The 25,257-nt window shown below is 35.7% G+C and carries 24 protein-coding genes; 8 read left to right on the top strand and 16 right to left on the bottom strand.

Annotation, left to right across the window (positions count from 1 at the left end; genetic code table 11):
* Positions 1-35 precede the first annotated feature (35 nt).
* The 3 genes from AC5WOE_RS07110 to AC5WOE_RS07100 all read right to left on the bottom strand — a co-directional run bounded on the left by AC5WOE_RS07110 (position 36) and on the right by AC5WOE_RS07100 (position 1,750).
* Entirely contained in the window at positions 36-233 is a 198-nt protein-coding gene (locus AC5WOE_RS07110) for a hypothetical protein (RefSeq protein WP_496052223.1), read from the bottom strand.
* A 38-nt stretch (positions 234-271) separates the two neighbouring features.
* Complete coding sequence (locus AC5WOE_RS07105; protein ID WP_496052222.1) at positions 272-937, bottom strand: serine/threonine protein kinase; 666 nt, start codon at positions 935-937, stop codon at positions 272-274.
* A gap of 78 nt (positions 938-1,015) precedes the next feature.
* Positions 1,016-1,750, bottom strand: a complete 735-nt coding sequence (locus AC5WOE_RS07100; RefSeq protein WP_496052221.1) for a thermonuclease family protein — start codon at positions 1,748-1,750, stop codon at positions 1,016-1,018.
* A gap of 366 nt (positions 1,751-2,116) precedes the next feature.
* Here AC5WOE_RS07100 and AC5WOE_RS07095 point away from each other — a divergent pair, with 366 nt between their 5' ends.
* The gene (locus AC5WOE_RS07095) at positions 2,117-2,956 is read left to right on the top strand and encodes a tyrosine-type recombinase/integrase (protein ID WP_496052220.1); all 840 of its coding nucleotides are present in this window, start codon (positions 2,117-2,119) and stop codon (positions 2,954-2,956) included.
* A 173-nt stretch (positions 2,957-3,129) separates the two neighbouring features.
* On the opposite strand, the gene AC5WOE_RS07090 is transcribed toward AC5WOE_RS07095, so the two are convergent.
* On the bottom strand, positions 3,130-3,375 hold the full coding sequence (locus tag AC5WOE_RS07090) for a hypothetical protein (protein ID WP_496052219.1): 246 nt from the start codon (positions 3,373-3,375) through the stop codon (positions 3,130-3,132).
* Between the two features lie 471 nt (positions 3,376-3,846).
* Between AC5WOE_RS07090 and AC5WOE_RS07085 the strand changes: the two genes are divergently transcribed.
* Complete coding sequence (locus AC5WOE_RS07085; RefSeq protein WP_496052218.1) at positions 3,847-4,044, top strand: hypothetical protein; 198 nt, start codon at positions 3,847-3,849, stop codon at positions 4,042-4,044.
* Between the two features lie 50 nt (positions 4,045-4,094).
* Here AC5WOE_RS07085 and AC5WOE_RS07080 read toward each other — a convergent pair whose 3' ends face one another.
* Positions 4,095-4,472: a transporter associated domain-containing protein gene (locus AC5WOE_RS07080; protein WP_496052217.1), complete on the bottom strand. Its 378-nt coding sequence runs from the start codon at positions 4,470-4,472 to the stop codon at positions 4,095-4,097.
* Positions 4,473-5,312: 840 nt separating this feature from the next.
* Here AC5WOE_RS07080 and AC5WOE_RS07075 point away from each other — a divergent pair.
* Positions 5,313-6,659: an MFS transporter gene (locus tag AC5WOE_RS07075; protein ID WP_496052216.1), complete on the top strand. Its 1,347-nt coding sequence runs from the start codon at positions 5,313-5,315 to the stop codon at positions 6,657-6,659.
* 65 nt (positions 6,660-6,724) lie between these two features.
* On the top strand, positions 6,725-7,342 hold the full coding sequence (locus tag AC5WOE_RS07070; RefSeq protein ID WP_496052215.1) for a flavin reductase family protein: 618 nt from the start codon (positions 6,725-6,727) through the stop codon (positions 7,340-7,342).
* Between the two features lie 612 nt (positions 7,343-7,954).
* On the opposite strand, the gene AC5WOE_RS07065 is transcribed toward AC5WOE_RS07070, so the two are convergent.
* The 3 genes from AC5WOE_RS07065 to AC5WOE_RS07055 form a co-directional block, all read right to left on the bottom strand.
* Positions 7,955-9,085, bottom strand: coding sequence for an NADH:flavin oxidoreductase (locus tag AC5WOE_RS07065; protein WP_496047936.1), 1,131 nt, complete (start codon positions 9,083-9,085; stop codon positions 7,955-7,957).
* Positions 9,086-9,147: 62 nt separating this feature from the next.
* Positions 9,148-9,531, bottom strand: coding sequence for a hypothetical protein (locus AC5WOE_RS07060; protein ID WP_496047935.1), 384 nt, complete (start codon positions 9,529-9,531; stop codon positions 9,148-9,150).
* Positions 9,532-9,550: 19 nt separating this feature from the next.
* Positions 9,551-11,161, bottom strand: coding sequence for an FAD-dependent oxidoreductase (locus AC5WOE_RS07055; RefSeq protein WP_496052214.1), 1,611 nt, complete (start codon positions 11,159-11,161; stop codon positions 9,551-9,553).
* Between the two features lie 151 nt (positions 11,162-11,312).
* Between AC5WOE_RS07055 and AC5WOE_RS07050 the strand changes: the two genes are divergently transcribed.
* Positions 11,313-11,792, top strand: coding sequence for a MarR family winged helix-turn-helix transcriptional regulator (locus tag AC5WOE_RS07050; protein WP_496047933.1), 480 nt, complete (start codon positions 11,313-11,315; stop codon positions 11,790-11,792).
* Between the two features lie 612 nt (positions 11,793-12,404).
* On the opposite strand, the gene AC5WOE_RS07045 is transcribed toward AC5WOE_RS07050, so the two are convergent.
* From AC5WOE_RS07045 to AC5WOE_RS07020, 6 genes are all read right to left on the bottom strand, one after another.
* Positions 12,405-13,430 (bottom strand): CobW family GTP-binding protein, encoded by a 1,026-nt coding sequence (locus AC5WOE_RS07045; RefSeq protein WP_496052213.1) that lies wholly within the window; start codon positions 13,428-13,430, stop codon positions 12,405-12,407.
* A 19-nt stretch (positions 13,431-13,449) separates the two neighbouring features.
* Positions 13,450-13,800: a hypothetical protein gene (locus tag AC5WOE_RS07040; RefSeq protein ID WP_496047931.1), complete on the bottom strand. Its 351-nt coding sequence runs from the start codon at positions 13,798-13,800 to the stop codon at positions 13,450-13,452.
* Between the two features lie 77 nt (positions 13,801-13,877).
* Positions 13,878-14,762, bottom strand: coding sequence for a polysaccharide deacetylase family protein (locus AC5WOE_RS07035; RefSeq protein WP_496047930.1), 885 nt, complete (start codon positions 14,760-14,762; stop codon positions 13,878-13,880).
* Positions 14,763-15,027: 265 nt separating this feature from the next.
* Positions 15,028-16,122 (bottom strand): GerAB/ArcD/ProY family transporter, encoded by a 1,095-nt coding sequence (locus AC5WOE_RS07030; protein WP_496052212.1) that lies wholly within the window; start codon positions 16,120-16,122, stop codon positions 15,028-15,030.
* A 22-nt stretch (positions 16,123-16,144) separates the two neighbouring features.
* Positions 16,145-17,305, bottom strand: coding sequence for a Ger(x)C family spore germination protein (locus AC5WOE_RS07025; RefSeq protein ID WP_496052211.1), 1,161 nt, complete (start codon positions 17,303-17,305; stop codon positions 16,145-16,147).
* 29 nt (positions 17,306-17,334) lie between these two features.
* Positions 17,335-18,858: a spore germination protein gene (locus tag AC5WOE_RS07020; protein ID WP_496052210.1), complete on the bottom strand. Its 1,524-nt coding sequence runs from the start codon at positions 18,856-18,858 to the stop codon at positions 17,335-17,337.
* 503 nt (positions 18,859-19,361) lie between these two features.
* Here AC5WOE_RS07020 and AC5WOE_RS07015 point away from each other — a divergent pair.
* Positions 19,362-20,483: an oxidoreductase gene (locus AC5WOE_RS07015; protein ID WP_496047926.1), complete on the top strand. Its 1,122-nt coding sequence runs from the start codon at positions 19,362-19,364 to the stop codon at positions 20,481-20,483.
* A 107-nt stretch (positions 20,484-20,590) separates the two neighbouring features.
* The gene (locus AC5WOE_RS07010) at positions 20,591-22,318 is read left to right on the top strand and encodes a sigma-54 interaction domain-containing protein (protein ID WP_496047925.1); all 1,728 of its coding nucleotides are present in this window, start codon (positions 20,591-20,593) and stop codon (positions 22,316-22,318) included.
* A 90-nt stretch (positions 22,319-22,408) separates the two neighbouring features.
* On the opposite strand, the gene AC5WOE_RS07005 is transcribed toward AC5WOE_RS07010, so the two are convergent.
* Positions 22,409-23,011 (bottom strand): DUF1989 domain-containing protein, encoded by a 603-nt coding sequence (locus AC5WOE_RS07005; RefSeq protein WP_496047924.1) that lies wholly within the window; start codon positions 23,009-23,011, stop codon positions 22,409-22,411.
* A gap of 216 nt (positions 23,012-23,227) precedes the next feature.
* Between AC5WOE_RS07005 and AC5WOE_RS07000 the strand changes: the two genes are divergently transcribed.
* Positions 23,228-24,058 (top strand): carbon-nitrogen hydrolase family protein, encoded by an 831-nt coding sequence (locus AC5WOE_RS07000; protein ID WP_496047923.1) that lies wholly within the window; start codon positions 23,228-23,230, stop codon positions 24,056-24,058.
* 196 nt (positions 24,059-24,254) lie between these two features.
* On the opposite strand, the gene AC5WOE_RS06995 is transcribed toward AC5WOE_RS07000, so the two are convergent.
* A complete protein-coding gene (locus AC5WOE_RS06995) occupies positions 24,255-25,121 on the bottom strand; it encodes a LysR family transcriptional regulator (RefSeq protein WP_496047922.1) in 867 nt (288 codons plus the stop codon).
* Positions 25,122-25,257 lie beyond the last annotated feature (136 nt).

Genomic DNA, 25,257 nt, shown 5'->3' with positions numbered 1-25,257 from the left:
TTTTTGATCTGTCTTAATGGTAGAGACATACCCTGTTAGAAAATTAGTTTTACTAAACCAATGATAAAAACTATGATCCCAATACCTGCTAAAAATAGTGAGAAAATCAACCATAAAAGATTTTCTCCCACCTCCGAGAAGTCCAGCTTTAAAATATCTAAAAACTGACTTCCTAATTTGAAGATTCCTAAGATAACCGCTACAACAATTAATCCAATCCCTAACCAAATCATGACATTCAGCTCCTCTAGATGTGATTGATTTTTTTGGTTTAAAGAGAGATAAAGTTTTGAAATTGAGAGAATAGGTCAGAAACATGCTGATCCTGTTGATACTTTGCTTTTACTCTTTCCAGTAAATAAGATGGGATCTTTTTCTTTCGTATCAATGGATAGAAGCGATGATACCCTTCGACAAGATGCTCCCAGCGATGATCATTTCCCGATTTTGCGTATTCCGAGACATCCACAATTCTAGCGTGATTATCCTGAAGGATAACGTTTTTTAAGTGAATATCTCTTGGATTTAATCCTTGTAGACGGATATATTCTCTTGCTTCTTCTACCTCGTCTATAATCTGGATAGGGATATCTATTCCTCTTTCCAGACATTGATACAAAGTTGGACCCCTTTCGTAAGATAATTTTAAATAATGGGGTCCTTGTTCATAACAAGTTGCAAAGAAACGTTTATTTTTCAATTGCTGATAGATATGAAATTCTTGGTTGCATTTCCACTTGGCTCTTTCTGTATAGACTTTGTAAACAAAAGAAGGATCTGTCTGATGTTGGACTACAATCGCATCTGTTCCAATTCCAATCAGTTGAAAAGAAGAGGGGATCTGTTGAATTTTGATTTTTGAGTCGTTTCCTAACTGGATTTGTATTTCGTTTAGCTGCTTGATAATATTGGATTGTTCAGAAGGGTCAGGGTCCATTTATTTGTTTCAGTTCCTTTCTATTTCAGGAATGGTCAAGTATTCCCAAGCCTGACCGAGTATCCATTCGTCATTGTTTTAGTTCCAACAATCTTGTACCTGACTGCGATGACGACCGCTAGCTTTTGCATCTTCTTCAGTTTTAAAATAGATTCGATTTTGATCTTTGATGGTATCTACTACTTGTTTACAACTAGCAGGATGATACACATCACTGTTTGAACTTGCTACAAATCCATTTTTGTTAATCGTGATTTTTATTTTGTCGGATTTTACAGCATCTGGATGAAATCCATCGGACTGCACATAGTTATCTAAGGACCAGATTCCGATTTTCTTTTGTTTTGCCTTTGTTTCTGTTTGTCTATAGGTGTCTAAGTATTTGTGGTTTTTTGGATCTTGATAGACACGAACCAATCCATTTTCTAATAGAGTTTGTTCTACGCTTTTTCCATCAACATAAGCATAAGCTAAAAATCGTTTATATGGATCTCGAGAAGAGGTGTCTTTTTCTAATGTCAATGTTTTGGATGACTGAATCAAATGGGTAAGAAAGGTGGTTGTTTCATCTGCAAAAGGTTGTTTTCCATCTTTCGGATCATTCATTTCTGGGGCATCCACTAATAACAGACGAACGGTTTCGGTTTTCTTCTTCATTTTCACTTTGATGGTATCTCCATCAATAACGGTAACATCAGATGTAGGAATCTCTACTTTTTTATTATCTGCCGCATCTTGATTTCCGCAAGCAGTTAGAAGAAGAGAAGCAAGAAAAACGGCAGCAATCGGGATAAAGAGGGGTTTTGATTTCAATTTGTTCACCTTTCCAAAAAATAAAATGTGTCTAGCTTTTGATCATACTAATCACTAGTATACGAGTTCGGTAAAAAATATCAATAGATTTTCTCTATTCATACAAAACGTTATATTTCGTAACAGAAAAGCAATCTATTTGTAATCCTTTCGTAGTCATCCTTTTCTTTATTAAGCAAGAAATGGATGTGAAATTTCTGAAAGAAAGTTTTGGTAACTTTTTATATTTATCATTGTAAAATGATCTTTTCAAAGTAACAGCGCCTATGTACGATACGAGGTAATCCTTTTCCTATGGGAATATGTAATAATTAATAAAGTACGAATCTCGGTATGAAGAAGAAACCAAAAAAGAAAGGTATGATCATGAGGATTAATTATCAAGGTCTAATAAATGAATTTACGGAATGGTTGCTTTTTCGAAATAAGAAGTCTCGGACGATTAATGAATATCTTCATGTCGTCAATTCCTTTTTGCTTTGGATACAAGAAGAGTACGATGATTTAGCAACCCCAAGCCAAATTACCATTGTGCATATTATTAAGTGGTTGGCATATTTAGGAAGCTTTAATCTAGCCCCTACTACGATCCATAAGAAATTAGCGGCACTGAAAACATATTGGAATTTTATCGAGCTGGAAGGATACTCCAAAACGAATCCGATGAAAGCCATTGGTTTACCACGTTCTTTATCTTCGTCCAAATCAGTCCTATCTTTATCTGACGAAGAAGAACAATGTTTGATAAAGGAAGTGGAGAAGGAAAAAAATGAATGGAAAAGAATGAGAAATATCTGCATGGTATATGTGATACTGTGTCTCGGGTTACGAGTATCAGAAGTCATTCAATTAAAAAGAAATGATTTTTTAGCCAAGCAGCAGATTTTAAAAGTAGAAGATGAGGATAGAAATGTAAGGGATCTTTCGCTTACTCCTTTTCTAACCAACTTATTATCCGATTGGATAACTTTTTCTAACCCTTCTTCCTTTCTTTTTCCCTCTGGTGTGGAGGGCAGGCAGATGACTCGACAAGCACTGCATTATATTGTGAAAAAGTATCTTCAATCCTCTGGAAATGACCAACATAGTGCCCAATCTTTACGAAATACATTTATCAAACGATGTTTAAACAATGGTATGGATCTTTCCAGCATATCGAAATTACTTGGCCTTAAAACAACTGAAAGTCTTCAGAAGTATCGATAAAGGAAATGATGAACAACTGGAAAGTTCTTTGTGTTTGATACAATAAAAATGGCTGATGTATCAAAATGATCATCAGCCATCTTTGTATATGTATAGAGAAAGTAGAAGATATCAAATAAGGAAACCAATAGTTCTAGTCCATTGTTGAGACTATTTAGTGGCACATTTGTACCTTAATCTTCAAATTCTATTTCAACTTCTCCATCTTCATTAATCTCAATTTCGATTTCATTACCATCTTCATCGGTGATTTCAATTTCGATTTCGCCATCTTCATTTATTTCAATTTCTACTTCTTCTGCATCATCGATCTCGATTTCGAGATCTCCAATTTCAATCTCTACATCTCCATCAGATTCGATTTCGACCTCTACATCATCACCAATTTCGATTTCTATCTCATCATCATCAAAAAACATATCATATTTCTCCTTTATTCGATAGTACCATTTCAGTATATATTACTTTTATTCAAAATGAACTAATAACTTATGAATAATTAGATAATCATTTGCGATGATATAATTGACTTTCGAACAGAAGCCTTATCTGAATGAAAGTATAGCATAATATAAATAATTCTCACAGAAGGAAAAGGAGAATAGCCTTGTTCTTTCTCTCGTTTGGGGTGTTGTGGTTTCCTCAGTGGAGAAGTATGTAGCGATTGCGGTGATTGTAGTTGTGATAATGATTAAGTTTCTGCGTCAAATTAGTGAAATTATCCCTTTTGAGAAAAGATACAGAGAATATCTGTTCTTTTTTTCAAAGGGATAATTTTTGTGTGAGGAAAATTCGAAAAAAATAGCATAATGTGGATTTAGGCTTTAAGATTATGGATAAATAGACTGATGCAATGAAAATTAATTTTACTTGGGAAAAGGAGTTACCCTATGACGTGGTATGGTATTCTCATCATCCTATTTGGATTTTGTTTTGGAATCATCCAAATAGGAGATTCTTTTTTTCGTATATTTCGGTTCGATTTCTCTGTGGTTCGTAAAAATGTATTTTGGTTTGTTGTTACCGAATTTATTATTTTTCTAGGGTGTATTTTTATGGTGATAAGTGCAAGCTACTCCTTTTATTAGTATAAAAAAATGACCCAAACACCTATTCAGTAGTAAGGGTCATCAAAAAATTAATGAGCTATAGTGATTTCGCTTGCCTCTGCACTTTTAACGAGAATACGTTCAATGCTTTGTTTTCTCATCTTTTCTACGGAAAATAATACCGATTCAAACTGAAGTTGCTCGTCAAGAGCTGGAACTTTTCCAAACTGGGAGAATAGCCAACCACCGATGGTATCATTATCGTCATCCATGATTTGAAGATGAAAGTATTTATTCACGTCTTCAATTAATAAGCGAGCATCAATCGACACTCCATTATCTGTGTCTTGGAAGAAAGGTTTTTCTTGGTCATATTCGTCCTGTATTTCTCCAAAGATTTCTTCGATAATATCTTCTGTTGTAATGAGCCCCGATATTCCACCATACTCGTCTACGACAATAGCCATATGCCCCTATAAACTCATCTAGCAAAAAAACGTTGGAAGATCGAATCTGGAAAACAAAACAGGTACTTATGACCCATGGATTAGGTAATATGAAATTAATAGCAGATTATACGATAATATCTGCGAATAAAGAGGAAAAATTCGCTTATTTTGATGGACTTATAAAATCAATTACACATAAACAAATCACTTCTCAAATTCAAGCTAGTACTAGTGCAAAATAAACCAAAACGAAATAGCACTTCAAGACACCGATGAACAGTGCTGACTGGCCACTCTATCTAGAGATTCATATTTGTACTTTTCAAATTGAATTTAGTGAAAGAATTTGACCACAAATTGACCACGCACTTATGAGAACTAAGGTAAATTAGAAGGGATCAAGTAGCAAATGGAATTTTGAAAACCTGCAATTTTATTGGATTTCCTGCACGGAATAACTAGATTAACTTGCTGCGTTACTAGACATGGAAGAGGTCAGAGGTTCGATTCCTCTACTGTCCACCAATCAAACTCCTTGGATATAGGGAGTTTTTTTGTTATATACGGATGGCTATTTTCTAGGAACATTTTTTTAAATGGATTCACAGTTTCTTCTTGTATAAAAGGGAATTCTGTTTCTTATTATGCCATTCTGCATAATTTTATTCGTTTACTTGGTTGTTCCTATATTTTAACTTTGATATTTTTTTAATACAGAAGAAAAGTTAAAAATTGTTCACATTTTAACTAAAGAGGAGAGATGTTTATGAAAGCGTTTTCGTGATCTGTATTCTCCTGAAAAAAGGAATTATTTATTCGTAAGGATGTGTATCAAAATTATCATTGGGAGGGTTTATGATGTCTCAAAACGTTCGTAAAGTAACCCCTTTACAATTGGAAAATGAATCATACTCTAGGAAATCCCCTGTTTCCAGAGCTCAGCTAATCTATGCATCTATTGTTGCCTTTTTTGCTTGGGTATTCTCTGTATATGACTTTATTTTATTTGGGACGCTACTACCAGTTATAGCGGAACAATTTCATTGGAGCACAGTGGAAAGTTCGCAAATTGCAACATGGGTATCGGTGGGAACGTTTCTGATTGCCTTAACGGTAGGGCCAATTACAGATTACTTTGGTCGTCGTAATGCTTTAGTAATTACCACAGCTGGAGCAGCCTTGAGTTCTGGATTAACTGCTCTTACAATTGGTCCTTTGTATCTCATTCTAGTTCGTGCGTTATCTGGTTTTGGTTACTCGGAACAAGCAGTTAATACAACCTATTTATCTGAAATTTCTGGAGAGAAAAGAAGAGGTATTCTTTACAGTTTTATCCAAGGTGGATGGCCAGTTGGAGCTCTGCTTGCTGCATTTGCAAGTTCTATCTTGTTACCGTATGTTGGTTGGAAAGGTGTATTTTTTGTAGGTGCCATTCCAGCTATTATCATTATTTTGTTACGATTAAAGTTAAAGGAATCTCCTAAGTTTGAAGAAATTAAGCACGTTCGAAAACTCTTAAAAGAAGGAAAAGTGGAGGAAGCAAATCAAATTGGTGAGAGAAGCGGTATTGATACACAAAAAATGAACAAATCAACAATTGCACAACTTTTCGCACCAGATATAAGACGTCATACTATCTTTCTTGGGCTCGCATTTTTATTAAATTGGTTTGCCATTCAAATATTTAGTGTTTTATCGACCACTGTTCTTACGGCAGGTAAAGGTATCTCATTTAATAACTCTTTATTTTTACTCATTCTTTCTAATGCTCTTGCTTACGTCGGATATATCATTCATGGTTATCTCGGAGATCGATTTGGAAGAAGAGGTGTTATTATTTTCGCTTGGTTTATGTCAGGTCTTTCTTATACCTATATGCTTTTTGTAGCATCAGGATATTGGTCCGTATTGATATCTTATAGTATCGGCTTATTTTTCTTAATAGGATCCTACTCTGCTTTGTTTACCTATATGGGCGAATCTTTTCCTACAAGAATTCGTGGCACTGGCACCGCAATCATCAATGCTACAGGACCTATTGGAGGAATATTGGGTTCATTCATATTTACATTATTTGTAAGTTCGAATAGTATAATAATTGCTGCTTTTGTGGCAGGAGTATTACCTTTATTACTCTCAGGATTATTGATGTTTGGTGCGCGATCGATTTCACCTTCACGATCTCTAGAAAATATATCTAAGTAAACATCTGCTAAGTTAAATTAGAATTTTAGGTAGAGTAAAACTTACTAGTTTGAATATGCAAATTAATGGAGAAAGTGAGGTTTTTATTATCATTGAAGATCGACCCTGTAGATTTAAATCAAAAGCAATTGTATAAATTATTAGCTGGATCAGTTGTTCCTAGGCCAATAGCCTGGGTATCAACACTCAGTAGCAATCATGTATTGAATTTAGCACCTTTCAGCTTTTTTCAGGTATTGTGTACTCATCCTCCAATGATAGGTATTTCAATCGGGCCTGGAGAAGGGGAAAGAGAAGGTACAACAAAGGATACTTTAAAAAATATAGTAGACTTAGAAGAATTCGTAGTAAATATCGTAACTTATTCTTTGGCGCAAAAGATGCATGCAAGTTCAGGAGAGTATGAACCGAATGTAGATGAATTCAAGATTTCAGGTGTGAATTCAGAAAAAAGTGAGATGGTAGTCCCTCCGAGAGTGAAGGAATCTCCAATTAATTTAGAGTGCAAATTAGTAAAACTCATTCATTTAGGATTTGAAACTCTTGTAATTGGACAAGTAGTATTTTTCCATATAAGAGATGATCTATATTTTGATGGAAAGATCGATTTGAAAAAACTACAAGTTATAGGTCGTCTTGCAGGAAATTATAGTTACGTGGACAAATTCTTTCGTTTAAAATGAAGTTCCCAAGTACACGACTTTATAGCATTACGAATGAGAAAACCCATCGTTTAAAAATCGTGGGATGAAAGCGAGAATTGGACGAGGAGAAGGGATTTCCCTTCTCCAGTCCAACCTCTGAAAAAAGTAAATTTACAAACTAGCGTTCTTATAGTTATATATATAGTCTCAGAAGGCGAAAAACCAAGTTTCTCGCGGCAAAGAAGAAATCAACATACATAAACCGTGGGGCACACGGGGTCAGCTTGGTAATGAAATAGGAGGCTATCGACCCAAGAATCCAACGGCTTTAACCATGTAGAGTTGTCAACAAATCGAGTTATCCTGTAAAGGAATTAGAGATAATATGGTTATTGCTATCTATATCAAAACAACCGACTACCTGTATGATCTGAACGAGTTTAGTAAATAGATGGTTGATGAAGGAGATGTTACAAAGATACCGCAATGATTCGTTCTTTTTTAGGCCACTTACAAAAAGATAGGATAAATTTATTTGAACAGAGGGAGTGAATGGCGACTTAGTATTGTTTTCCTAGTAAATAGAAAATAACTTGAGATGCCATATCGGAACATAGAATTCAACCAGTTATGTTTTTCTTTTTACTCTAACTAAAACAATGTTTTCAATACTTCCCTTGTAAAGGGCACAATCTCACTAATACGATTGTCTCGAATTTTGACAACCCACGAAGGATCAGCCAACAGAGCACGACCAACTGCAACTAGGTCAAATTCTCCTTGTTCTAGTCTCGTAATTAGATTCTGGATATCGGTGTTGTTTGTCTCTTTTCCTTGGAATACTGAACTGATAAGGTCTTGATCTAGACCTACTGAGCCAACTGTAATGGTTGGTTTTCCTGTTAGCTTTTTGACCCAACCTGCTAGATTGAGAGAGGATCCCTCAAACTCAGGTTCCCAAAATCGACGAGTAGAGCAATGAAAGAAATCGACACCTGCTTTTACTAAAGGTGTTAAAAAATCTTCTAACTGGCCAGGAGTTTCTACTAATTTTGCTGTATAATCTCCTTGCTTCCATTGGGACAAACGAAACGAAATAGGAAAATCGGTTCCTACTGCACGTCGACAAGCCTCAATCACCTCTACTGCAAAACGGGTACGACGAACGAGGTTACCCCCATAATCATCTGTACGGTGATTCGTCTTTTCCCAAAAGAATTGATCAATTAAATAACCATGTCCTCCATGTATTTCAATTCCATCAAACCCTAGCCGCTTTGCATTGGAAGCAGCTTGTGCATAAGCTTCAATCACTGTATGAATCTCTGATTTTGTCATCGGTTCCGTTACTTTTACACCAGATACGGCAAGCCCTGAAGGTCCAATAGGCTGCACGTGTGGATTCGGATGGTCTCCTGCATTACGTTGCATTCCAACATGCCATAGTTGCAATATGATTCGACCATCTACCTTGTGAACCTCATCAACTACCTTTGCCCATCCGTTAAGTGCGCCTTCATCATGGATATTAGGAACATTAGGGTCATTTCCGGCAGCTGGATGATTGATAAAAGTTCCTTCTGTCACAATTAATCCAACACCATTTTCTGCTCGACGTCGATAATAGTCTGCTACATTCTGTCCTGGTATCCCTCCTGGAGAAAAACTACGAGTCATTGGAGCCATTACGATTCGATTTGATAGCGTTACATTACCGAATCTAAAAGGTTGAAACAACGACTCAACAGTAGTCGACGATTGAATTTCTTTATTATTTTCCACAATAATGATCCTCCTAAAAATGGGAATATTATGTCCTTCTAATCAAAAGTAAAGAAAATGATTTAATTTTTTGCTTCCAAAAACGGTTTATATTTCTCCAGATAAGCAAAAAGAAGATAGGTATTTAGGCAAATGATAACCAATGCAGGTAAAATGGAAACAATATCCAAAAATAAATGAAAGAAAAACATATTCACGGAAATGGGCATAAACAAAACTAAAGCAAGTGGAACAAAACGATTTATCAGCAAGCATGTTCCTACTAACAATTTCATTAGAACTACGAAAATCATGATATAACCGGTTTTTATTAGCGCATCCATAAAATCAGCAGCTGGTCCAGCATAATGTGGGGCAGGCATGAGATTTAGCAGTCCAGAAAAACCAAATCCTAATAACATCAACCCAAATAAAACACGAATAACTGTTGTAGATTTCCCCTTCATCCTATTCACTCCTTGTGTATTAACTAATGTTGGATTTTCTATGAAATAAAATCTGGCGAAATACTTCTGCTAGAATCTCCGCTTTATTTTCTATCTCTTCATTTGTGCGCCAAGCGACAAAACCATCAGGTCTTATTAGTACAGCACCTCCACTAGGTATCCCGTATGCCTTTTGCCAATTGTTGTCTTTATCCACTAAATCTTCATCCCTACTTATTTGGTATGCTTGTATTGGAATTTCTAAACGTAAGGAAACATCTGATGCTGCATGTAACCATTCTTTCCCTTTATCTCCTGAAAACAATACGAAGTTTTTTCCTAGTAAATCAATTGTTGAGATGCGTTTTCCTTGATAGCTGCACCAAACATGTGGAGCTCTTTTGCCAGGTATACCATCTAATCGTAGTTCATCTAATCGAATCTCTATATTTTCTTCCGTGACAATTGCATCTGATTGGTATAAATAACCGATAGCAGGGATAAGAGAATGCACGCGACCCTTTCCATTTGTAAGATTGAGAACAGATTGATTTGTAGCAAATTGAGCTACAGGTTTGCGTTCCTGTTCATAAGTGGTCAACAAATCAGTATTTGCTTCATCACGTAAAACAGCAGCTAATTTCCAAGCTAAGTTATGAGCATCTTGTATTCCTGTATTTGCACCATATGCTCCTTTTGGTGGCATGACATGAGCTGCGTCTCCTGCTAAGAAAACACGTTCAACTTGATAATGATTCGCAATTCGTGAGGCAGCTTCCCATGGAAGAATGCTTAGTATGGTAACATCTAAATTTGGTAAACCGATTGCCTTACGTATGAGATCAATGCAGCGATCCTGTGGAAAATCATCTGGTGATTCTCCTTTATCAGGATGGTAGGCAATATGAAAACACCATCGATCCTTGTTATTAACAGATAGCAATCCGCCTGGTGATTCAGGATTCGTAATATTACATACAATAAATTCATTACCTCCTACCAATTTCCGCAGATCCGCTTGAAAATAAATATTGATGTAATGCCCAAAAGAGCCTCCCTCTGTAAACTCAATCCCTAAAGCTTGACGCACTTGACTTTTGGCTCCATCAGCGGCAATCATGTATTTGGCATAAACGGTTTCTTCTTGTCCCGTTTTCCGATCTCTTATCACCGCTTGAACACCAGTTTTTGTTTGTTCAAAAGAAATGAGCTCAGTATAAAACCGAATATCTCCACCTAGTTGTTGTGCTTTCTTAAGCAAAACAGGTTCTGACTGATCTTGAGAACATGCGCAACCTTTAATAGGACTGATGTTTTTTACTTGTTCTCCAATTAATTCTTCTAATTCATGTCCATTAGGAGCTATTCGTTTGACCTCGTTTAAATCTGTCTCCGCTAGCACCTTCACTTCAATAGCACCATTGCTTTTTTCTAGTACCTTCCCAGCTGCTCGAATCTCTTTTTCAATTCCAAGTTCTCGGAAAATCTCCATGGTACGGATGTTCATACCATTTGCGCGGGGATGAATAGAGGTACCAGCATGTCGTTCTATAAGAATATAAGGAATGTTTTGGTTTGCTAGACAAAGTGCTGCAGATAAACCTACCAAACCACCACCCACAATCAAAACAGGGGTTTGTTTTTTAGACATCTTAGCTGAACTCCTTTCCAATATTTGTGCTTTTCAAAGATAAGCAGAAAGCGTAGAATACATTTTAGGAGTATAGTTACAGTGTGTATACTCACTAAATGATTATAAAGTGAGTATACACACTAAATAACAAGACGTCAAGGAGGATTTTATGGATACAAAAGTTCCTTTTCCAATAGAACCACCAACACCCGAGTTTCTGTTAGAAATATTGTTCAAAACTACCCATTCTATTCACTCTCAATTTGAGGCTCATCTGTCTGCACAAGATGTGCCTACCTATTTGACTGGACCGAGGATGCGATTTTTGATATGTATTGAAGAAGCAGGAAAAATCAGAATGAGTGATTTAGCAACAAAATTAGGAATCAAAAAGCGTACCGTAACTCAATTTGTTGATGCCTTAGAAAAAGAAAATATTATCGTACGTATACCTGATCCTAATGACCGTCGTGCCACACTGATACAGATTACAGATACTGCTGCACCGCTTATAAAAAGAACTGGGGTTGCAATGCTCGAAGCAGCAACAAAGGTATTGGCTTCCTTTCCTTTAGAAAGTCGTAGACATTTGCTTTATCTTTTGTATCAACTCGCGGATGTTAAGGAATCGAACGATGATATGAACTGATTTCTTAAAGGAAAAACTGTTAAGATGTAAAGTATTGAAAACTCGTCACGTTCTCTAATAGAATATGACGAGTTTTGCTAGATAATATTACTTGCATTATTATTTGGTTTTTAACATCCCCTCTTATAGAGAGTAAAGATCATAGAAGTATAGAGTGTTATCTATCCAGCAAAAGACAGAAATCAAATCAAAAAGTATCTTTCTTAACAGACTGTGTTAGAGCAGGAATATACCCGTTTTCGGAGTTGTACTCCATATACCGAGCCTTGTATCGAGTCCTTCTTTTCTCATTTCAAAACTGAAACGTTGTACTTTTTTCAGTGTCAAATAGAAGATGAACTCCATCAAGCAATGGAAGAATACATGGTTCTACAATCATGAATGGTTCCAGAAAAAGTTAAACCAGTGTGCTCCGGTTGAATTCCGAAACGCACTGGCGGCCTAGCGCATTTTTTATAACGGTCTACTTGACGGGATTAAGTTCAACTGTCCAACAATTGGGGTGCAGTTCACGGTTGTTTCTTTATATTGATTGATTTGTCTTAAAAAGGACTAGTATCTTTAATCAGTCTGATATGGAGGATTAAAGATAAAATAGTTGTGTATTATATTCTAGGCAATCACTTTGAGTTCCACCTTTTGTGGTGTTGAGCCTAATATATGTTGAAACGATTGTAAAGAATGTAATATTGCCTCTGGATTAACTGAGCGCATAATAAAAACTAGATTAGAAAAATGATTATCTTGTGGCCAATGATCAAGATGAATTGGCGGATGAATGATATGTTGAACACCGTTTAGCATCACTGGACCAATTTCACCGATATCAAGGAAACCTTTCACTCTCCAAATATCTTTTCCATGTCTGTGAAGTAGCATACTGAGCCAAAGACCAAATGCTTGCCAATCTAGAGGTTGATCGAAGGCAATAGAAAGAGAGCGAATTGGATTCATATGGGTATTTTCAAATGACAGTGATTTTGATTGTAAAGAAGTGACTTCGGGTTTAGCATGTGTACTTTCAGATGAGGGCAGAAGTAGATTTTTTGGATCGGTTTGTCCAAAAACAACTTCTATTAACTCGGCTGTTGGATTAAGGATAACAATTTTTTCTTTTAATTCTCGAATCTGATTAGATTCAGCAATATCGGTTTTTGTGAATAATATTTTGTCAGCAGAAACAATTTGCTTAACAAACTCACCATTATTATTCATCTGAAGCGCTCCATTTACCGAATCTACAGTAGTTAATACCTGACTGATGTAAAAATGATGTTGAAGTACTGAATGAGTAAGAACAGTAACCAAAATCGGAGCAGGATCAGCTAATCCAGTCGTTTCAATGATTATATTTTCTACCTTGGCAATTTCATTGCTCTCCATTCTGTTTAACAAAAGTGAGAGTGCTTCTACTAGATCTTGGCGTGTTGAGCAGCATATACATCCACCCTTTAATAAAAGGGTGGTTTCTTCTTTACGTTCCAATAAGTGATGGTCCAATCCTATTTTCCCAAATTCATTAACAATAACGGCAGTATTTGGGTACTTTTTTAGAACATTGCGTAATAAAGTTGTCTTTCCGCTACCTAAAAAACCAGAGATGATCGTAATGGGGATTTTCCCTTTATGGTTTAACATATTATTGTCACCCCTGTTCTTAACTTAAATTTGTAGTGTAAAGTTGTTCCAAAAAAACAGGATCAAGTGGATCGAGTTGTCGTTTGAGCATTTGATCGACAGCAGGCCACAGTTGACTCATATCATGTATGATATCAGAGTTACCTTTTTTATCACGAAGTATAAATTTACTTCCATTCCATTCTTCCAATTTTAAACCAGTAGATTTTATTATACAATTGGCTAGTTTTGTTCGACGAATTCTTTCTTGTTGACGAATTCTTCTTATTGATTCATTTTCAGCGATGATAGTAGAGTTAGCTTGTTCCATTACGCGGGAACGATCAGTCCAATGTACTTGGTTAATAAATTCACTACATAGAACACACATGTAATTAAATACCTCCTCTTAAAAATAAAGAAAAACGAGGAATTTTTCTGTTTTCCTCGATTAGATTATTTTACCTATTATTTACGTGGATTTCTTTGTGCAAAATCATTTGCAATTTCATCAAATGTAACCCAACGAACCCCTTCATGTGTGTTGATATACTCGATTAGGCGTTCATGCATTAGTAGAACTTGGGGACGACCGCTAACATCTGGGTGGATTGTCATGGTGAAAACAGCATAATCATTCTCACGGTACACCCAATCGAATTGATCCCGCCACATCTGTTCAATGTCTCTCGGATTAACAAAACCATGGCTATTAGGAGACTTTTTAATAAACATCATAGGAGGTAAATCATCTAAATACCAATTGGCTGGAATTTCAATTAAATCTGTCTCTTTCCCACGAACCAACGGTTTCATCCAGTTTTCTGCCGGCTGTGAATAATCAATGCGTGTCCAACTATCTCCGACTCTTACATAGTATGGGTGGAAATCGTTATGCATCAAGCTATGATCGTATTTGATACCATTTTTAAGCAAGAGTTTGTTTGTGAGATTTGAGAATTCCCACCAAGGAGCAACATAGCCAGTAGGTCTTTTTCCAGAAATCTTTTCGACTAACTCTATGCATTTTAACAATACTGCTTCTTCTTGTTGTTCGGTCATAGCAATCGGGTTTTCATGTGAATAACCATGGATACCGATCTCATGACCAGATTCAACTACTTTGCGTGTTTGATCAGGAAAGGTTTCGATGGAGTGACCGGGTATAAACCAAGTTGTTTTTAACTTGTATTTCTTAAATAAATTCAATAGGCGAAGAGTGCCTACTTCCCCTGCGAACATTCCACGGGAAATATCGTCAGGAGAATCTTCACCACCATATGATCCAAGCCAACCAGCTACAGCATCAACATCTACACCATACGCTACCAAAATTTCTTTCTTTTTCGCCATTATTTATACACTCCTTTAATTGTTAAATTAGAAAGTGTAATCATATAACATGTTCTAAAGAGGTTTTTTATGGAATGAAACCTTCAATTTTTAAAAAGTGAGCATGATGGTTACCTAGATTACCAATATGCATGGTCAACTAGGTACTTATTATCCTCCTGAAAAGTTATTGTAAGCGCTTAACAAAATTGTACTGATTCATATACGTTGAAACAATTAATTAAAACAAATATTTTATGCATTCTTGCATAGATGAAAAGCATGATTAATGACTTGCTTTTCCACATTTACGGATATAGCCGATGATGAGAAGTAAGAGTGGGAGGGAAAACAAAGCGATCGGAAAAACATAGGTTAGATATAAGTTTCGAGGATATGAAATAGAAGCCTCTACAATATTTTTTGGAACGTAGGCAAGTAAAATAACAACAGGACTAATAAACCACATTAATTTTCTCCAATTTTTTACATTTAACCATTGTGCAGTACCATAACAGGTGACAAAAAAATAGATACTTAATTTAATAATAACACTGGCAAACCATACGATTATCACGATAGCATCTAAATTTTCTACAAACTGAAATACGGAAATAGTTTTTGTCATTTCAAAAAATGGGTACCACATCTTTGCGGAAACATTAGGTCCTAAGGTTAACAAGATCATGACAGTCGAAAGGGTTATAAATATACTAGCAATCGCCACACCCCAAACACCACTTGGGATTTTTTTTTCAGATTGTCTGGTAAATGCGAGAATCATTGTTAAGATGACACTTTCTCCTAAAAAAGATGCTGGGTGAAATGATCCCTTTATGATTTGTAGCAATCCTGAATCATAGTAAATAGGTGATATATTTGGCAAACTAACATTATTTATACTAAGCAAAATAACAATGGATACCATTAATGCGACAATCGGACCAAGCACTTCACTGCAAAGACCGATGGAAGTAATGCCTCCTAAATATGATACATATACGATTAGTAATAACATGATTGCCATGACGGGGAACATAGGAGTTTTAGGGAGAATGAGAGTTTGGATTAATTCAGCACTTTGGTTTAAAATTATCGCGATTACTGTGTACCATTGGATAAAATAAACCAGTACAAAAATTTTCCCTATCCATTTTCCAAGAATAATTTCACTATATTCAACAAGTGTTTTTCTAGGATAGAGGTGACTTAGTTTGGTAGCAATATATGCAATAGTCATGCCTAATAACCCAGCCACTATCGTTGAAATCCAAGCATCTTGCTTGGCTAAAGCAATGGCAGGTGTCAATGTAAGAAGCATTGTCATACCAAAATTCATACAAAACATCATCCAAAATATTTGTACATTTGATATTTTCAATGATATCTACCTTCCTCATATATCATTTGTTAATTTCCGGTTCTTTTAGATATTCAGCGGCGGTAGATCTGCCAGTGCAAACAAGATTGAATTTGATGTGCACATTTACAGGTATATCTGTATAAATATTTAACCATTTACTTTTTGTTTTCTTCCAAATGGCAGGGTGTTTCGTATGTATAGCTTCTCCAAGTCCTATCGGATCTACACGCAATTCATGTTGTAATCGGAAAACGAGCGATTCCACTCTTCTTTTAATATCTTGAGAAAACATTTGTTGGACAAGTTCTAAATTTTTTTTATCTCCCAAGTCAAGTTTCGTCATATTCTCTGTGAGGATAGCAATGATTTCCATTGAAATATTTATCTGTTTTACTTGCTCCTTATCGACAACGGGATCTATGCTCGAGTGTACTTTCACAATCTCACTGCTGACAATTTCATTTTTTTGCTTGGAGATAGGAGTTGAAATACCACTATTTATCGTTTTATCTTTAAGAAGGTTATAAATAGCAGCTTCTTTGTTTGACAGATAGCCTACAAGCTTTCCATTTTGATATACTGCTGCGTCTTGTACCTTAAAACTTTTTTCTTTCGTTTCTTGTTTATTCACTAACTGAATCGCACCTGTAACGACGGATTGGTTTGTGGAGGACGACAAACTGTTTAAAAGTTCGACTAAATTGCTCTCTTGTCCTGACCCGAATCTTTCTAAATCCCGGATTCCTTCCGCAGGTATTTGTTCAAATAAATAGGGTGTATCTAGTATTTCTTTTGCAGTAGCATTGCGAGTGGTCAAAATATATGTTTGGAGTCGTGAATCCCGTGGTCTCGACAACGTATCCATCACATTGTGAATTCCATGCTTTGCAAAATTTTCTCCAACAAGTATCACTCGGCGATGTCCCAAAAAAATGCGTTTAGATAACTTTCTCTGCAATTTTTGACGGATATCGTAGAAATTTTTTCCTCTTTCGGTGTATACAAGTGTTTGTGATTTTTTATCGTCTTGTTTCTTTTGATAATTAGCTATTTGTATGGTGGCTTCGATTTGGTCATCTTTTGTTAGATCAAACCCACTTGCCATTACAAGTGCAATATCATTGATTTCGATACGGTCCCAACATCCAGTTAGAAAAAGACACGTCATTATACAAATCAATAAGTTTAAACATTTTTGCATAGTTAACATCCTTGTTTAAGAATCTTATATTATTGCCGTTCTTCCCGAAATGATGAGTAGTGCTCGTTTAATTTTTGTTCAAGGTACTTTCTTCTTTTCCAAGGTAATCGAATAAGTACATCTTTTATTCCTTCCCAATCAAAAGGAGCAATGGGGGTAAAATAAGGTATACCAAAAGATTTTAAGCTAACAAGATGAATTAATAATGCAATCAGACCTGCGCCAACACCAAAAAGTCCAAAAGTACTAGCCATGGCCATTAAAATAAATCGAAACAATCGAATGGCTCCAGTCAATTCTGTTTTTGGGATAACAAAGGAAGCTATTCCTGTCATCGATACAATAATAATCATAGGAGATGAGACAATTCCTGCCTCAACAGCTGCTTGTCCTAGTACAAGTGCTCCTACAATACTGACTGCTTGACCTATGGGGCGAGGTAATCGAATCCCTGCTTCTCTTAGAGCTTCAAATACGATTTCCATCAATAATGCTTCGATGATAGTTGGGAATGGTACATGTTCTCTTGAACTAATGATGGTTTGCATTAAACTGGTTGGTATCATTTCTTGATGAAAGGTAGTAACAGCGATATAAAAAGCAGGTAAGATCAATGCTAAACCGAAAAATAAAAAACGTAACCAGCGTACCAAAATGGTGATGTAAAAACCTTGATAGTAGTCTTCAGCAGTTTGGAGCGAACTCCAAAATGTTACAGGAACAATAATTGAAAAAGGGGTACCGTCGATCAGAATAGCGACTCTCCCTTCAAGTAGTGATGCTACAACTGTATCGGGTCTTTCACTTATTTGTGTTAACGGAAAAGGGGAATAGGGTGCATCGCGAATCATCTCATCGATATAACTCGATTCCAAAACACTGTTAATATCCATTTTTTTAATTCGTTTGGTCAGTTCTTTTAAAACTTTTTGGTTAACGATTCCCTCTAAATAGATCATCGCTATACTCGTTTTTGATATGGAACCAATTGTAAACGATTGAATTTTGAGCAGCGGGGTATGTAATTTTCGTCTAATTAAAGAGGTATTGACTCTGATATTTTCAATAAAGCCTTCACGAGGTCCTCGAATGAGTGCTTCTGTATTTGGTTCTGTAACGGATCGTTCTTGCCATTGTTTCATGCTTATCGATATTGCTTCATTTAATTGATCCAGTAATATCACCAGTTCTCCGTTGAGAATGGATTGAAGTACCTCTTGTATTTTCTGGATTTTTTTGATTTCTGAGGATGTTTCTAGCTGATCGATAATATCATGAATCGATTTAAGTGGTTTACTATCATTTATCTCTTTGCTCTTGTCTTGTTTTAGTAACACCATATCGAGATGTTTGGTATCTGTCATGCCGTCGATATAGATAATCAATGAAGGATACATATTCATTAAATTTAATTTTCTTATCACGATATCTGAACTGTTAGATAATATACTTTTAATTTGTGTTTCATTTTTTGTTAGTGAATGACTAAGGTTTTCAGACAGGTTTGGATGAGGAATCGAAATCTGTTCTGAATTTTTTTTGAAGAAAATCATTGTTTCACCTATCGATCTAGTAAAGTTCTTAGAACAATATCTTTGACTAAGTGTCTCCTCGTTGCAAAAAAATTATGTAACTGAGGTTGGATGTATAAGGAGAGTTCTTTATTAGTAACCTAAAATAATTAAATTAGTATATTTGAAGGAAGAACAAGAATGGTATGGAAGGTAATTGGTTTTCTGATTATTGTTGGATTATCAACATTAGTGATGTTTTTTTCTGTTAGATAGGTTTTTAGATACGAATAGCATTAGAACAAAGCGAAGGTATATCTTGTAATTGAAAAAGATAGGCTTTCTTTTGATTGTGATTAGTACAACTCCCTTTCATTTGAACATAGGTGTCAAACAATCCCGCTAAACCTTAGAAATAAGCGTGATGAACTTATGCAAATTTGCATAAGTTCGTGAAGGGACTGTATTGTTTGCTTGAATGGATCCGTGATATTTTTATCTCAATTAAGATAAATAATCATATTCCTAAAGGAGCTAAATAACTCATGAATAATGCATCTAAAACAAAATTATTTTCAAACATAAAATTGAAAAATGTATCTTTGAAAAATCGGATTGCTTTAGCACCGATGACGCGTACCAGTGCAACAAAAGATGGTCAAGCTACAGAGCGAATGGCACAATATTATACAAAATTTGCTCGTGGTGATTTTGCATTACTGATTACAGAAGGAATTTATCCAGATGAAGCATTTAGTCAAGGATATCCAAATCAACCGGGACTTACGAATGAAAGACATGTACAAGCATGGAAAAAAGTAACTGAATCAGTTCATAAAGAAGGCGGCTGTATTTTTGCACAAATTATGCATGCTGGAGCAATTTCACAGGGAAGTTATTATACAGAAGAAACTGTAGGCCCTTCAGCAATCATGCCAAAAGGAAAACCACTAGCTGCACATGGTGGCAAAAGTAAGTGGACCTTACCGCGTGAAATAACAAAACAAGAGATTAATGATGTCATCTTATCGTTTGGTAAATCTGTGCAACTGGCAATGGAAGCTGGATTTGATGGAGTAGAAATTCACGCAGCAAATGGTTATTTGTTAGATCAATTTTTAACAGATTATACAAACCAACGCACGGATGAATATGGTGGATCTGTTCATAATCGTGTTCGTCTTTTAGTGGAAGTGATCCAAGAAATGCGCCGCCAAGCTAATTCGAAATTTGTGATTGGAATTCGGATCGCACAATCAAAAGTGAATGATTTTCATCATAAATGGGCTGGCGAAGAAAAAGATGCAGCTGTAATTTTCTCAAGTCTAGGAGAAGCAGGTGTAGACTACATTCATATTACAACAGAATTGGATGCTACCAAACCTGCATTTGGAGAAACAGGTCTAACCTTTGCGGCTTTGGCCAAAAAATATGGCAAAGTTCCTGTTATCGCTAATGGAGACTTAGGTGATCCGAAAAAAGCAGAGGAAATCCTTAACAATGGAGATACAGATCTCATTGCACTTGGTAGACCTGCTCTAACCAATGGAGATTGGCCGATTCGTGTACGGGAAGGAAAAGTTCTTCAATCATTTGATGGAAATGCATTAGAAAATCTCTTTAAACCAGTCGCGACTATCAAAGATGAAGAATTAAGTAAAATATAAAAATCTTTATGTAATACAAAAAGTGTGCAAAAAATAAATGCACGCTTTTTGTGTCTTTCCTTTTTACCCTTGACAATTATCTAATTCTAGGCAGGGATGTGAACGGAATGAATAAAAATTTGTTTTCTACTATTTCTTTGGACGATATTCCTCTGGGTATTGTTTTTTTGGATAAATATTTTTCGATTTTAGATATGAATAAGTATGCTTGTGAAGCTCTTTTATGTACAAAAGAACAAGTTTTACATCGTATGTGGTTCAATAAGTTTCCTTCGATCATTCCGAATGATATCCATCAAATGGAACAAAAAATATTCCCATTTAAATATAGAAATATAAATTATCATTTACAAATACATCCTATGTATAGTAAAGAAGAACAAACGGCTTTTGTATTTATTATCAAAAAAACAATGGAAGTTGAAGAGTTAATGCAAGAAGTCGAGTACTATCGAGATCTTAGTGCTGATCTACAAGCGATTTTTGATATTTCATATGATGTGATCTATGTTTCTGATGCAAATGGTATTACATTACGAGTAAGTTCTGCTTGTGAAAATCTCTGGGGTCTTAAAAAAAGAGATTTAATAGGGAAAAGTATCTATGAATTAGAGAAGAAAGAAGTTTTTAAACCATCTATTACGAGATTAGTACTAGAAAAAAAAGAAAAGGTGTCATTAATCCAAACAACTAAAGCTGGACGTAAACTGATGGTAGTAGGTACACCGATCAAGGATGACCAAGGAAATATTGTTCGTATTGTAAATGCTTCTCGTGATATTACCAGAGTAAGCCAACTTCAGATGGAGCTGGAATCACTTAAGAAATTATCCGATGGATATAAACAAGAATTGATGGAATTACGAAAAAAAGATGAGGTTGAAACCAATATCATTTATCGGAGTAGTCACATGAAGAAGATCATCAATCTAGCTCAAAAAATCTCCAAAACAGATACGACCGTTTTACTCACTGGTGAATCGGGTGTGGGAAAAGAAATTCTAGCTTCCTTTATTCATAAATGGAGTCTACGGCATAGTAAACCATTTGTTACTTTTCACTGTTCTTCTATCTCGGAAAAATTACTTGAAACAGAATTATTTGGCGAGGAACAGGAAGATCAACCTGAGAAAACAAGGTTAGGTCTCTTTGAGATGGCTCATGAAGGTACATTATATCTAGATGAAATCAGTAGTTTGTCTCTTTCATTACAAGCAAAATTATTACGTGTCTTAGAAACAATGGAGGTTGTTCGGGTAAAAGGAAGAAGACATACAAAAGTGAATGTAAGAATTATTGCTTCTAGCAATCGAGATCTTCAAGAAGAAATCGCTGCAGGTAGGTTTCGTGCAGATCTTTATTACCGGTTACATGTGGTTGAAATGAACATCCCTCCATTACGCCAACGAAAAGATGATATTCTCGTATTAGCTATTCATTTTTTGCAAAAAGCAAACAAAAAACATAAATTGAATAAGAAATTGACTGATACTTCTATTGAAAAATTACAAGCTTATCATTGGCCAGGAAATATAAGAGAGTTACAAAATACGATTGAAAGTGTGCTTTTAACCTCTGATGATGAACTAATTAGTTCCTATGATTTGCCAAAAAAAATTACAAGTATTTCTATGCCATACAAAGAAGTTCAAGTAAATAATATTATGCCATTAAAAGAGGCTGTAGAAATGGTAGAAAAAGATTTATTAGCAATGGCACTACAAAAATATGGTTCTACCACCCGAATAGCTAACATCCTTGGTGTAAATCAATCAACTATTAGCCGTAAACTTCGTCAATATCAACTAAATGCAAATATATTTCCAGAAAAATAGGTTGTATGACAAAAAAGGAGTTGAGAGATTCTGCTCCTCAAGAATCTCTTCTTGTTCAATTTGATAGGTCTCCGAGTGTCCAACTTAGGTTTAAATTTCTTGAACGATCGTGGCTTTAATATCTGTAATCACCCAGCCACACAATGGTGTTTGATCTTGAGGGCATGCAGAGACTCCTACGATCACATCAGTCAATGCCTGAAAGATGACATAATCTCCAGCATGGGATTTTGGTTCTTGTGCTTCACCAAAAGTACCATCTGGCCTCAACGGAGAATTTTGGAACAAATTGAGTGGATCGGGAATTTTTTCATATTCTACTCCATACTCCTTAAAAGCTTCAGCAAAGTTTGTTCTGCAATTTCTATGATTTTCAATTCCGAAATCCAATAGATATCGCATTGGATCACAGCAAGGAAACATGGTATCATGCACCCCCACTACATCTTCTACTAATTCAAACATTGGATTTCTCAAGTTGCTGTATAGGATGTCTCCTTTCTTTATGGAAACTCTACCGTTCATCGTTCGAGTATGAGCTGTGGATAAATACTCTTCTTTCTTGTCTTTATTCAATGCAATGAAATCAGCCACTTGTTTTCCTTTTACGTCTGTTACCACAATAAATTCGTTTTTGTATACGCTAAATGAGCGCCCTTCTCCGCCTGGTATTAAGATTTCTCTTTTCGTCATGAGAATACCCCTTATTTAGTTATCTATATTTTTATCAATTAAAATTACCCATTTAAATCACACTTATTATAACGATGATTTCCACTTAAACAAAAGAATTGAGCTGTATTCTCCTATGCGAATCAGCATAGCTTTTTTGAATCATAAACTTTTTTCTAAGCTATAAATAGATAAAATCAAAATAAGGGTAGAAACAGGTAAATTGGAGGCCTTAACATGTTTCACGATGATAGAAATATAAATGTAGCAGCAGTTCAAATGAATACCATTTTAGGTAATCGACAACTGAACTATGCAAAAGCAAGTAAATTGATCGAGGAAGCAGCAGAGAAAAAAGCAAAGATCATCGTGCTTCCCGAACTATTTGATACGGGATATCGTGTGGAAGAACAAGATGCAGAGTTAGCTCAGCCTATTCCTGGACCTGTCACTGATTGGATGGAATCGGTTGCAAAAAAATATCAAGTAGTACTTGTTGCGGCGATTTTAGAAAAAGAAATAGAAACCGATTTCATCTACGATACTGCAGTTATAGTAGGTCCTGAGGGATTCATCGGTTCTTACCGTAAATCTTTATTATGGGATCAGGAGAAATATCGATTTAAAACGGGGAATCAAATTCCGATATTTTCCATTGAATCACTTCATATCGGATTGCAAATTTGCTATGAAGTTGGGTTTCCAGAAGGAGCACGAATTCTTAGCATGAAAGGTGCTAATTTATTACTTTATCCATCAGCATTTGGTAAAGAAAGACTATATGCTTGGAAACAGGCGACTCGCGCCAGATCTCTTGAAAATGGTGTCTTTTTAATTGCGGCAAATCGAAGTGGGACAGAGAAGGGAGAAACTACTTTTGCTGGTCATTCACGAATTATTGATCCCAAAGGACAGGTATTGGCTGAAGCCTCTCAAGATGATGAGGTGATTATTTCTACTATCGATTTAAAACAAGTTCAAGAACAAAGAAGAAAAATTCCATATATACGAGATTTGGATCATAGCTTATTTCACAAAGAATATAGAAAAATTTTAGATGAAGATTGAACTGTATTTTACTGACAATTTATTAGAATGTATGGATTGATAATGATGCAACACCCGCAGAAATATTTAAAACAAATGATTGGCCTTTCAACAAAAACTCGGTTCAACCGTGGAGCTCATGGGGTTAGCTCGCTAATGAAGTTATAAGACTATCACTCCAAGAATTCCACGGCTTCAGCCGTGTGTGGTGTGTCAATTAGACAGTACCCACGACTTTCAAGCATTGTGAAAATGCAGCGAATGATTTATTGTAGTATTTCTCTGATCGACGGACGAACCGAGTCGTTGCATATCGATACTTTTCAGGAATGATGTGGGTATGAATACCTTCTTTTTCTTTAAGCGTTGATTCTGGCAATAATGTATATCCAATCCCTGCTCTCACACAATTTAGCATAGTTTCGGTTGTACTTACTTCAATTATATTTGCTTTTTCTCCCCGATCTCTTTCAACCCATTCTTCAATCATAGCTCGAAACGGACATCCTTTAGGAAATACAACCCAAGTGGTAGCAGGAGCAGTTGTAAATTCGCATGGTTTGTTCTTGTCATCACTTTTTACGAGAACGACTTTATCCTCTATTAACAATTCTACTTCTAACTTCGAACTTTCTAGTTCACCTGTAAAAAATGCACCATCTAGTTGTTGATCTACTAATCGTTCGTAATTTTGTAGTGAGGTTCCTGTTACCAATGATAAAGTAACAGATGGATACTGTTGTTGAAAATTAGAAAGGGCTTGGATAAACAGTTGAGAAGAACTAACTGTTTCCACGACTCCAATTTTAAGCTCACCAGTTGGATAGTTCGGTTCTTTAACTGCCATCACGGCTTCTTGAGAAAGTTGAAGGATTTCAGATGCATATTGATTTAACAAGCGACCTTTTTCGTTAGGAAATACACCTTTTGGATGTCGTTGAAACAAAGGGGTTCCTAATTCTGTTTCCAATTTGCGGACACGAGCCGTAATATTCGATTGAACATAACCCAATTTTTTTGCCGCTTTAGAGATACTACCTTCAGCGATAATAGCCCTGATCACTCGCAAATCTGCTAACTCCATGTCAATCTATCTCCTCTAGGTATCATTAATTTTGATATATATATTAATATAGATCATTTTACTATATAACATTTGAGAGATAAAATGCTACTGACAACGGAGAAACAAAACTACACAAGGAGGAAGATCATCGAAA

Source organism: Shimazuella sp. NTD248, assembly GCF_059510395.1.
This window is presented reverse-complemented; position numbering and strand designations above follow the sequence as displayed.

Excerpts from the sequence above, each read along its gene's own strand:
- AC5WOE_RS07000 (WP_496047923.1), top strand. The coding sequence starts at position 23,228 with ATGTTTCACGATGATAGAAATATAAATGTAGCAGCAGTTCAAATGAAT.
- AC5WOE_RS07010 (WP_496047925.1), top strand. The coding sequence starts at position 20,591 with ATGAATAAAAATTTGTTTTCTACTATTTCTTTGGACGATATTCCTCTG.
- AC5WOE_RS07095 (WP_496052220.1), top strand. The coding sequence starts at position 2,117 with ATGAGGATTAATTATCAAGGTCTAATAAATGAATTTACGGAATGGTTG.
- AC5WOE_RS07080 (WP_496052217.1), bottom strand. The coding sequence starts at position 4,472 with ATGGCTATTGTCGTAGACGAGTATGGTGGAATATCGGGGCTCATTACA.
- AC5WOE_RS06995 (WP_496047922.1), bottom strand. The coding sequence starts at position 25,121 with ATGGAGTTAGCAGATTTGCGAGTGATCAGGGCTATTATCGCTGAAGGT.
- AC5WOE_RS07085 (WP_496052218.1), top strand. The coding sequence starts at position 3,847 with ATGACGTGGTATGGTATTCTCATCATCCTATTTGGATTTTGTTTTGGA.
- AC5WOE_RS07020 (WP_496052210.1), bottom strand. The coding sequence starts at position 18,858 with ATGATTTTCTTCAAAAAAAATTCAGAACAGATTTCGATTCCTCATCCA.
- AC5WOE_RS07015 (WP_496047926.1), top strand. The coding sequence starts at position 19,362 with ATGAATAATGCATCTAAAACAAAATTATTTTCAAACATAAAATTGAAA.
- AC5WOE_RS07060 (WP_496047935.1), bottom strand. The coding sequence starts at position 9,531 with ATGAAGGGGAAATCTACAACAGTTATTCGTGTTTTATTTGGGTTGATG.
- AC5WOE_RS07070 (WP_496052215.1), top strand. The coding sequence starts at position 6,725 with ATGGAGAAAGTGAGGTTTTTATTATCATTGAAGATCGACCCTGTAGAT.
- AC5WOE_RS07075 (WP_496052216.1), top strand. The coding sequence starts at position 5,313 with ATGTCTCAAAACGTTCGTAAAGTAACCCCTTTACAATTGGAAAATGAA.
- AC5WOE_RS07090 (WP_496052219.1), bottom strand. The coding sequence starts at position 3,375 with ATGTTTTTTGATGATGATGAGATAGAAATCGAAATTGGTGATGATGTA.
- AC5WOE_RS07050 (WP_496047933.1), top strand. The coding sequence starts at position 11,313 with ATGGATACAAAAGTTCCTTTTCCAATAGAACCACCAACACCCGAGTTT.
- AC5WOE_RS07035 (WP_496047930.1), bottom strand. The coding sequence starts at position 14,762 with ATGGCGAAAAAGAAAGAAATTTTGGTAGCGTATGGTGTAGATGTTGAT.
- AC5WOE_RS07045 (WP_496052213.1), bottom strand. The coding sequence starts at position 13,430 with ATGTTAAACCATAAAGGGAAAATCCCCATTACGATCATCTCTGGTTTT.
- AC5WOE_RS07025 (WP_496052211.1), bottom strand. The coding sequence starts at position 17,305 with ATGCAAAAATGTTTAAACTTATTGATTTGTATAATGACGTGTCTTTTT.
- AC5WOE_RS07005 (WP_496047924.1), bottom strand. The coding sequence starts at position 23,011 with ATGACGAAAAGAGAAATCTTAATACCAGGCGGAGAAGGGCGCTCATTT.
- AC5WOE_RS07055 (WP_496052214.1), bottom strand. The coding sequence starts at position 11,161 with ATGTCTAAAAAACAAACCCCTGTTTTGATTGTGGGTGGTGGTTTGGTA.
- AC5WOE_RS07110 (WP_496052223.1), bottom strand. The coding sequence starts at position 233 with ATGATTTGGTTAGGGATTGGATTAATTGTTGTAGCGGTTATCTTAGGA.
- AC5WOE_RS07105 (WP_496052222.1), bottom strand. The coding sequence starts at position 937 with ATGGACCCTGACCCTTCTGAACAATCCAATATTATCAAGCAGCTAAAC.
- AC5WOE_RS07040 (WP_496047931.1), bottom strand. The coding sequence starts at position 13,800 with ATGTGTGTTCTATGTAGTGAATTTATTAACCAAGTACATTGGACTGAT.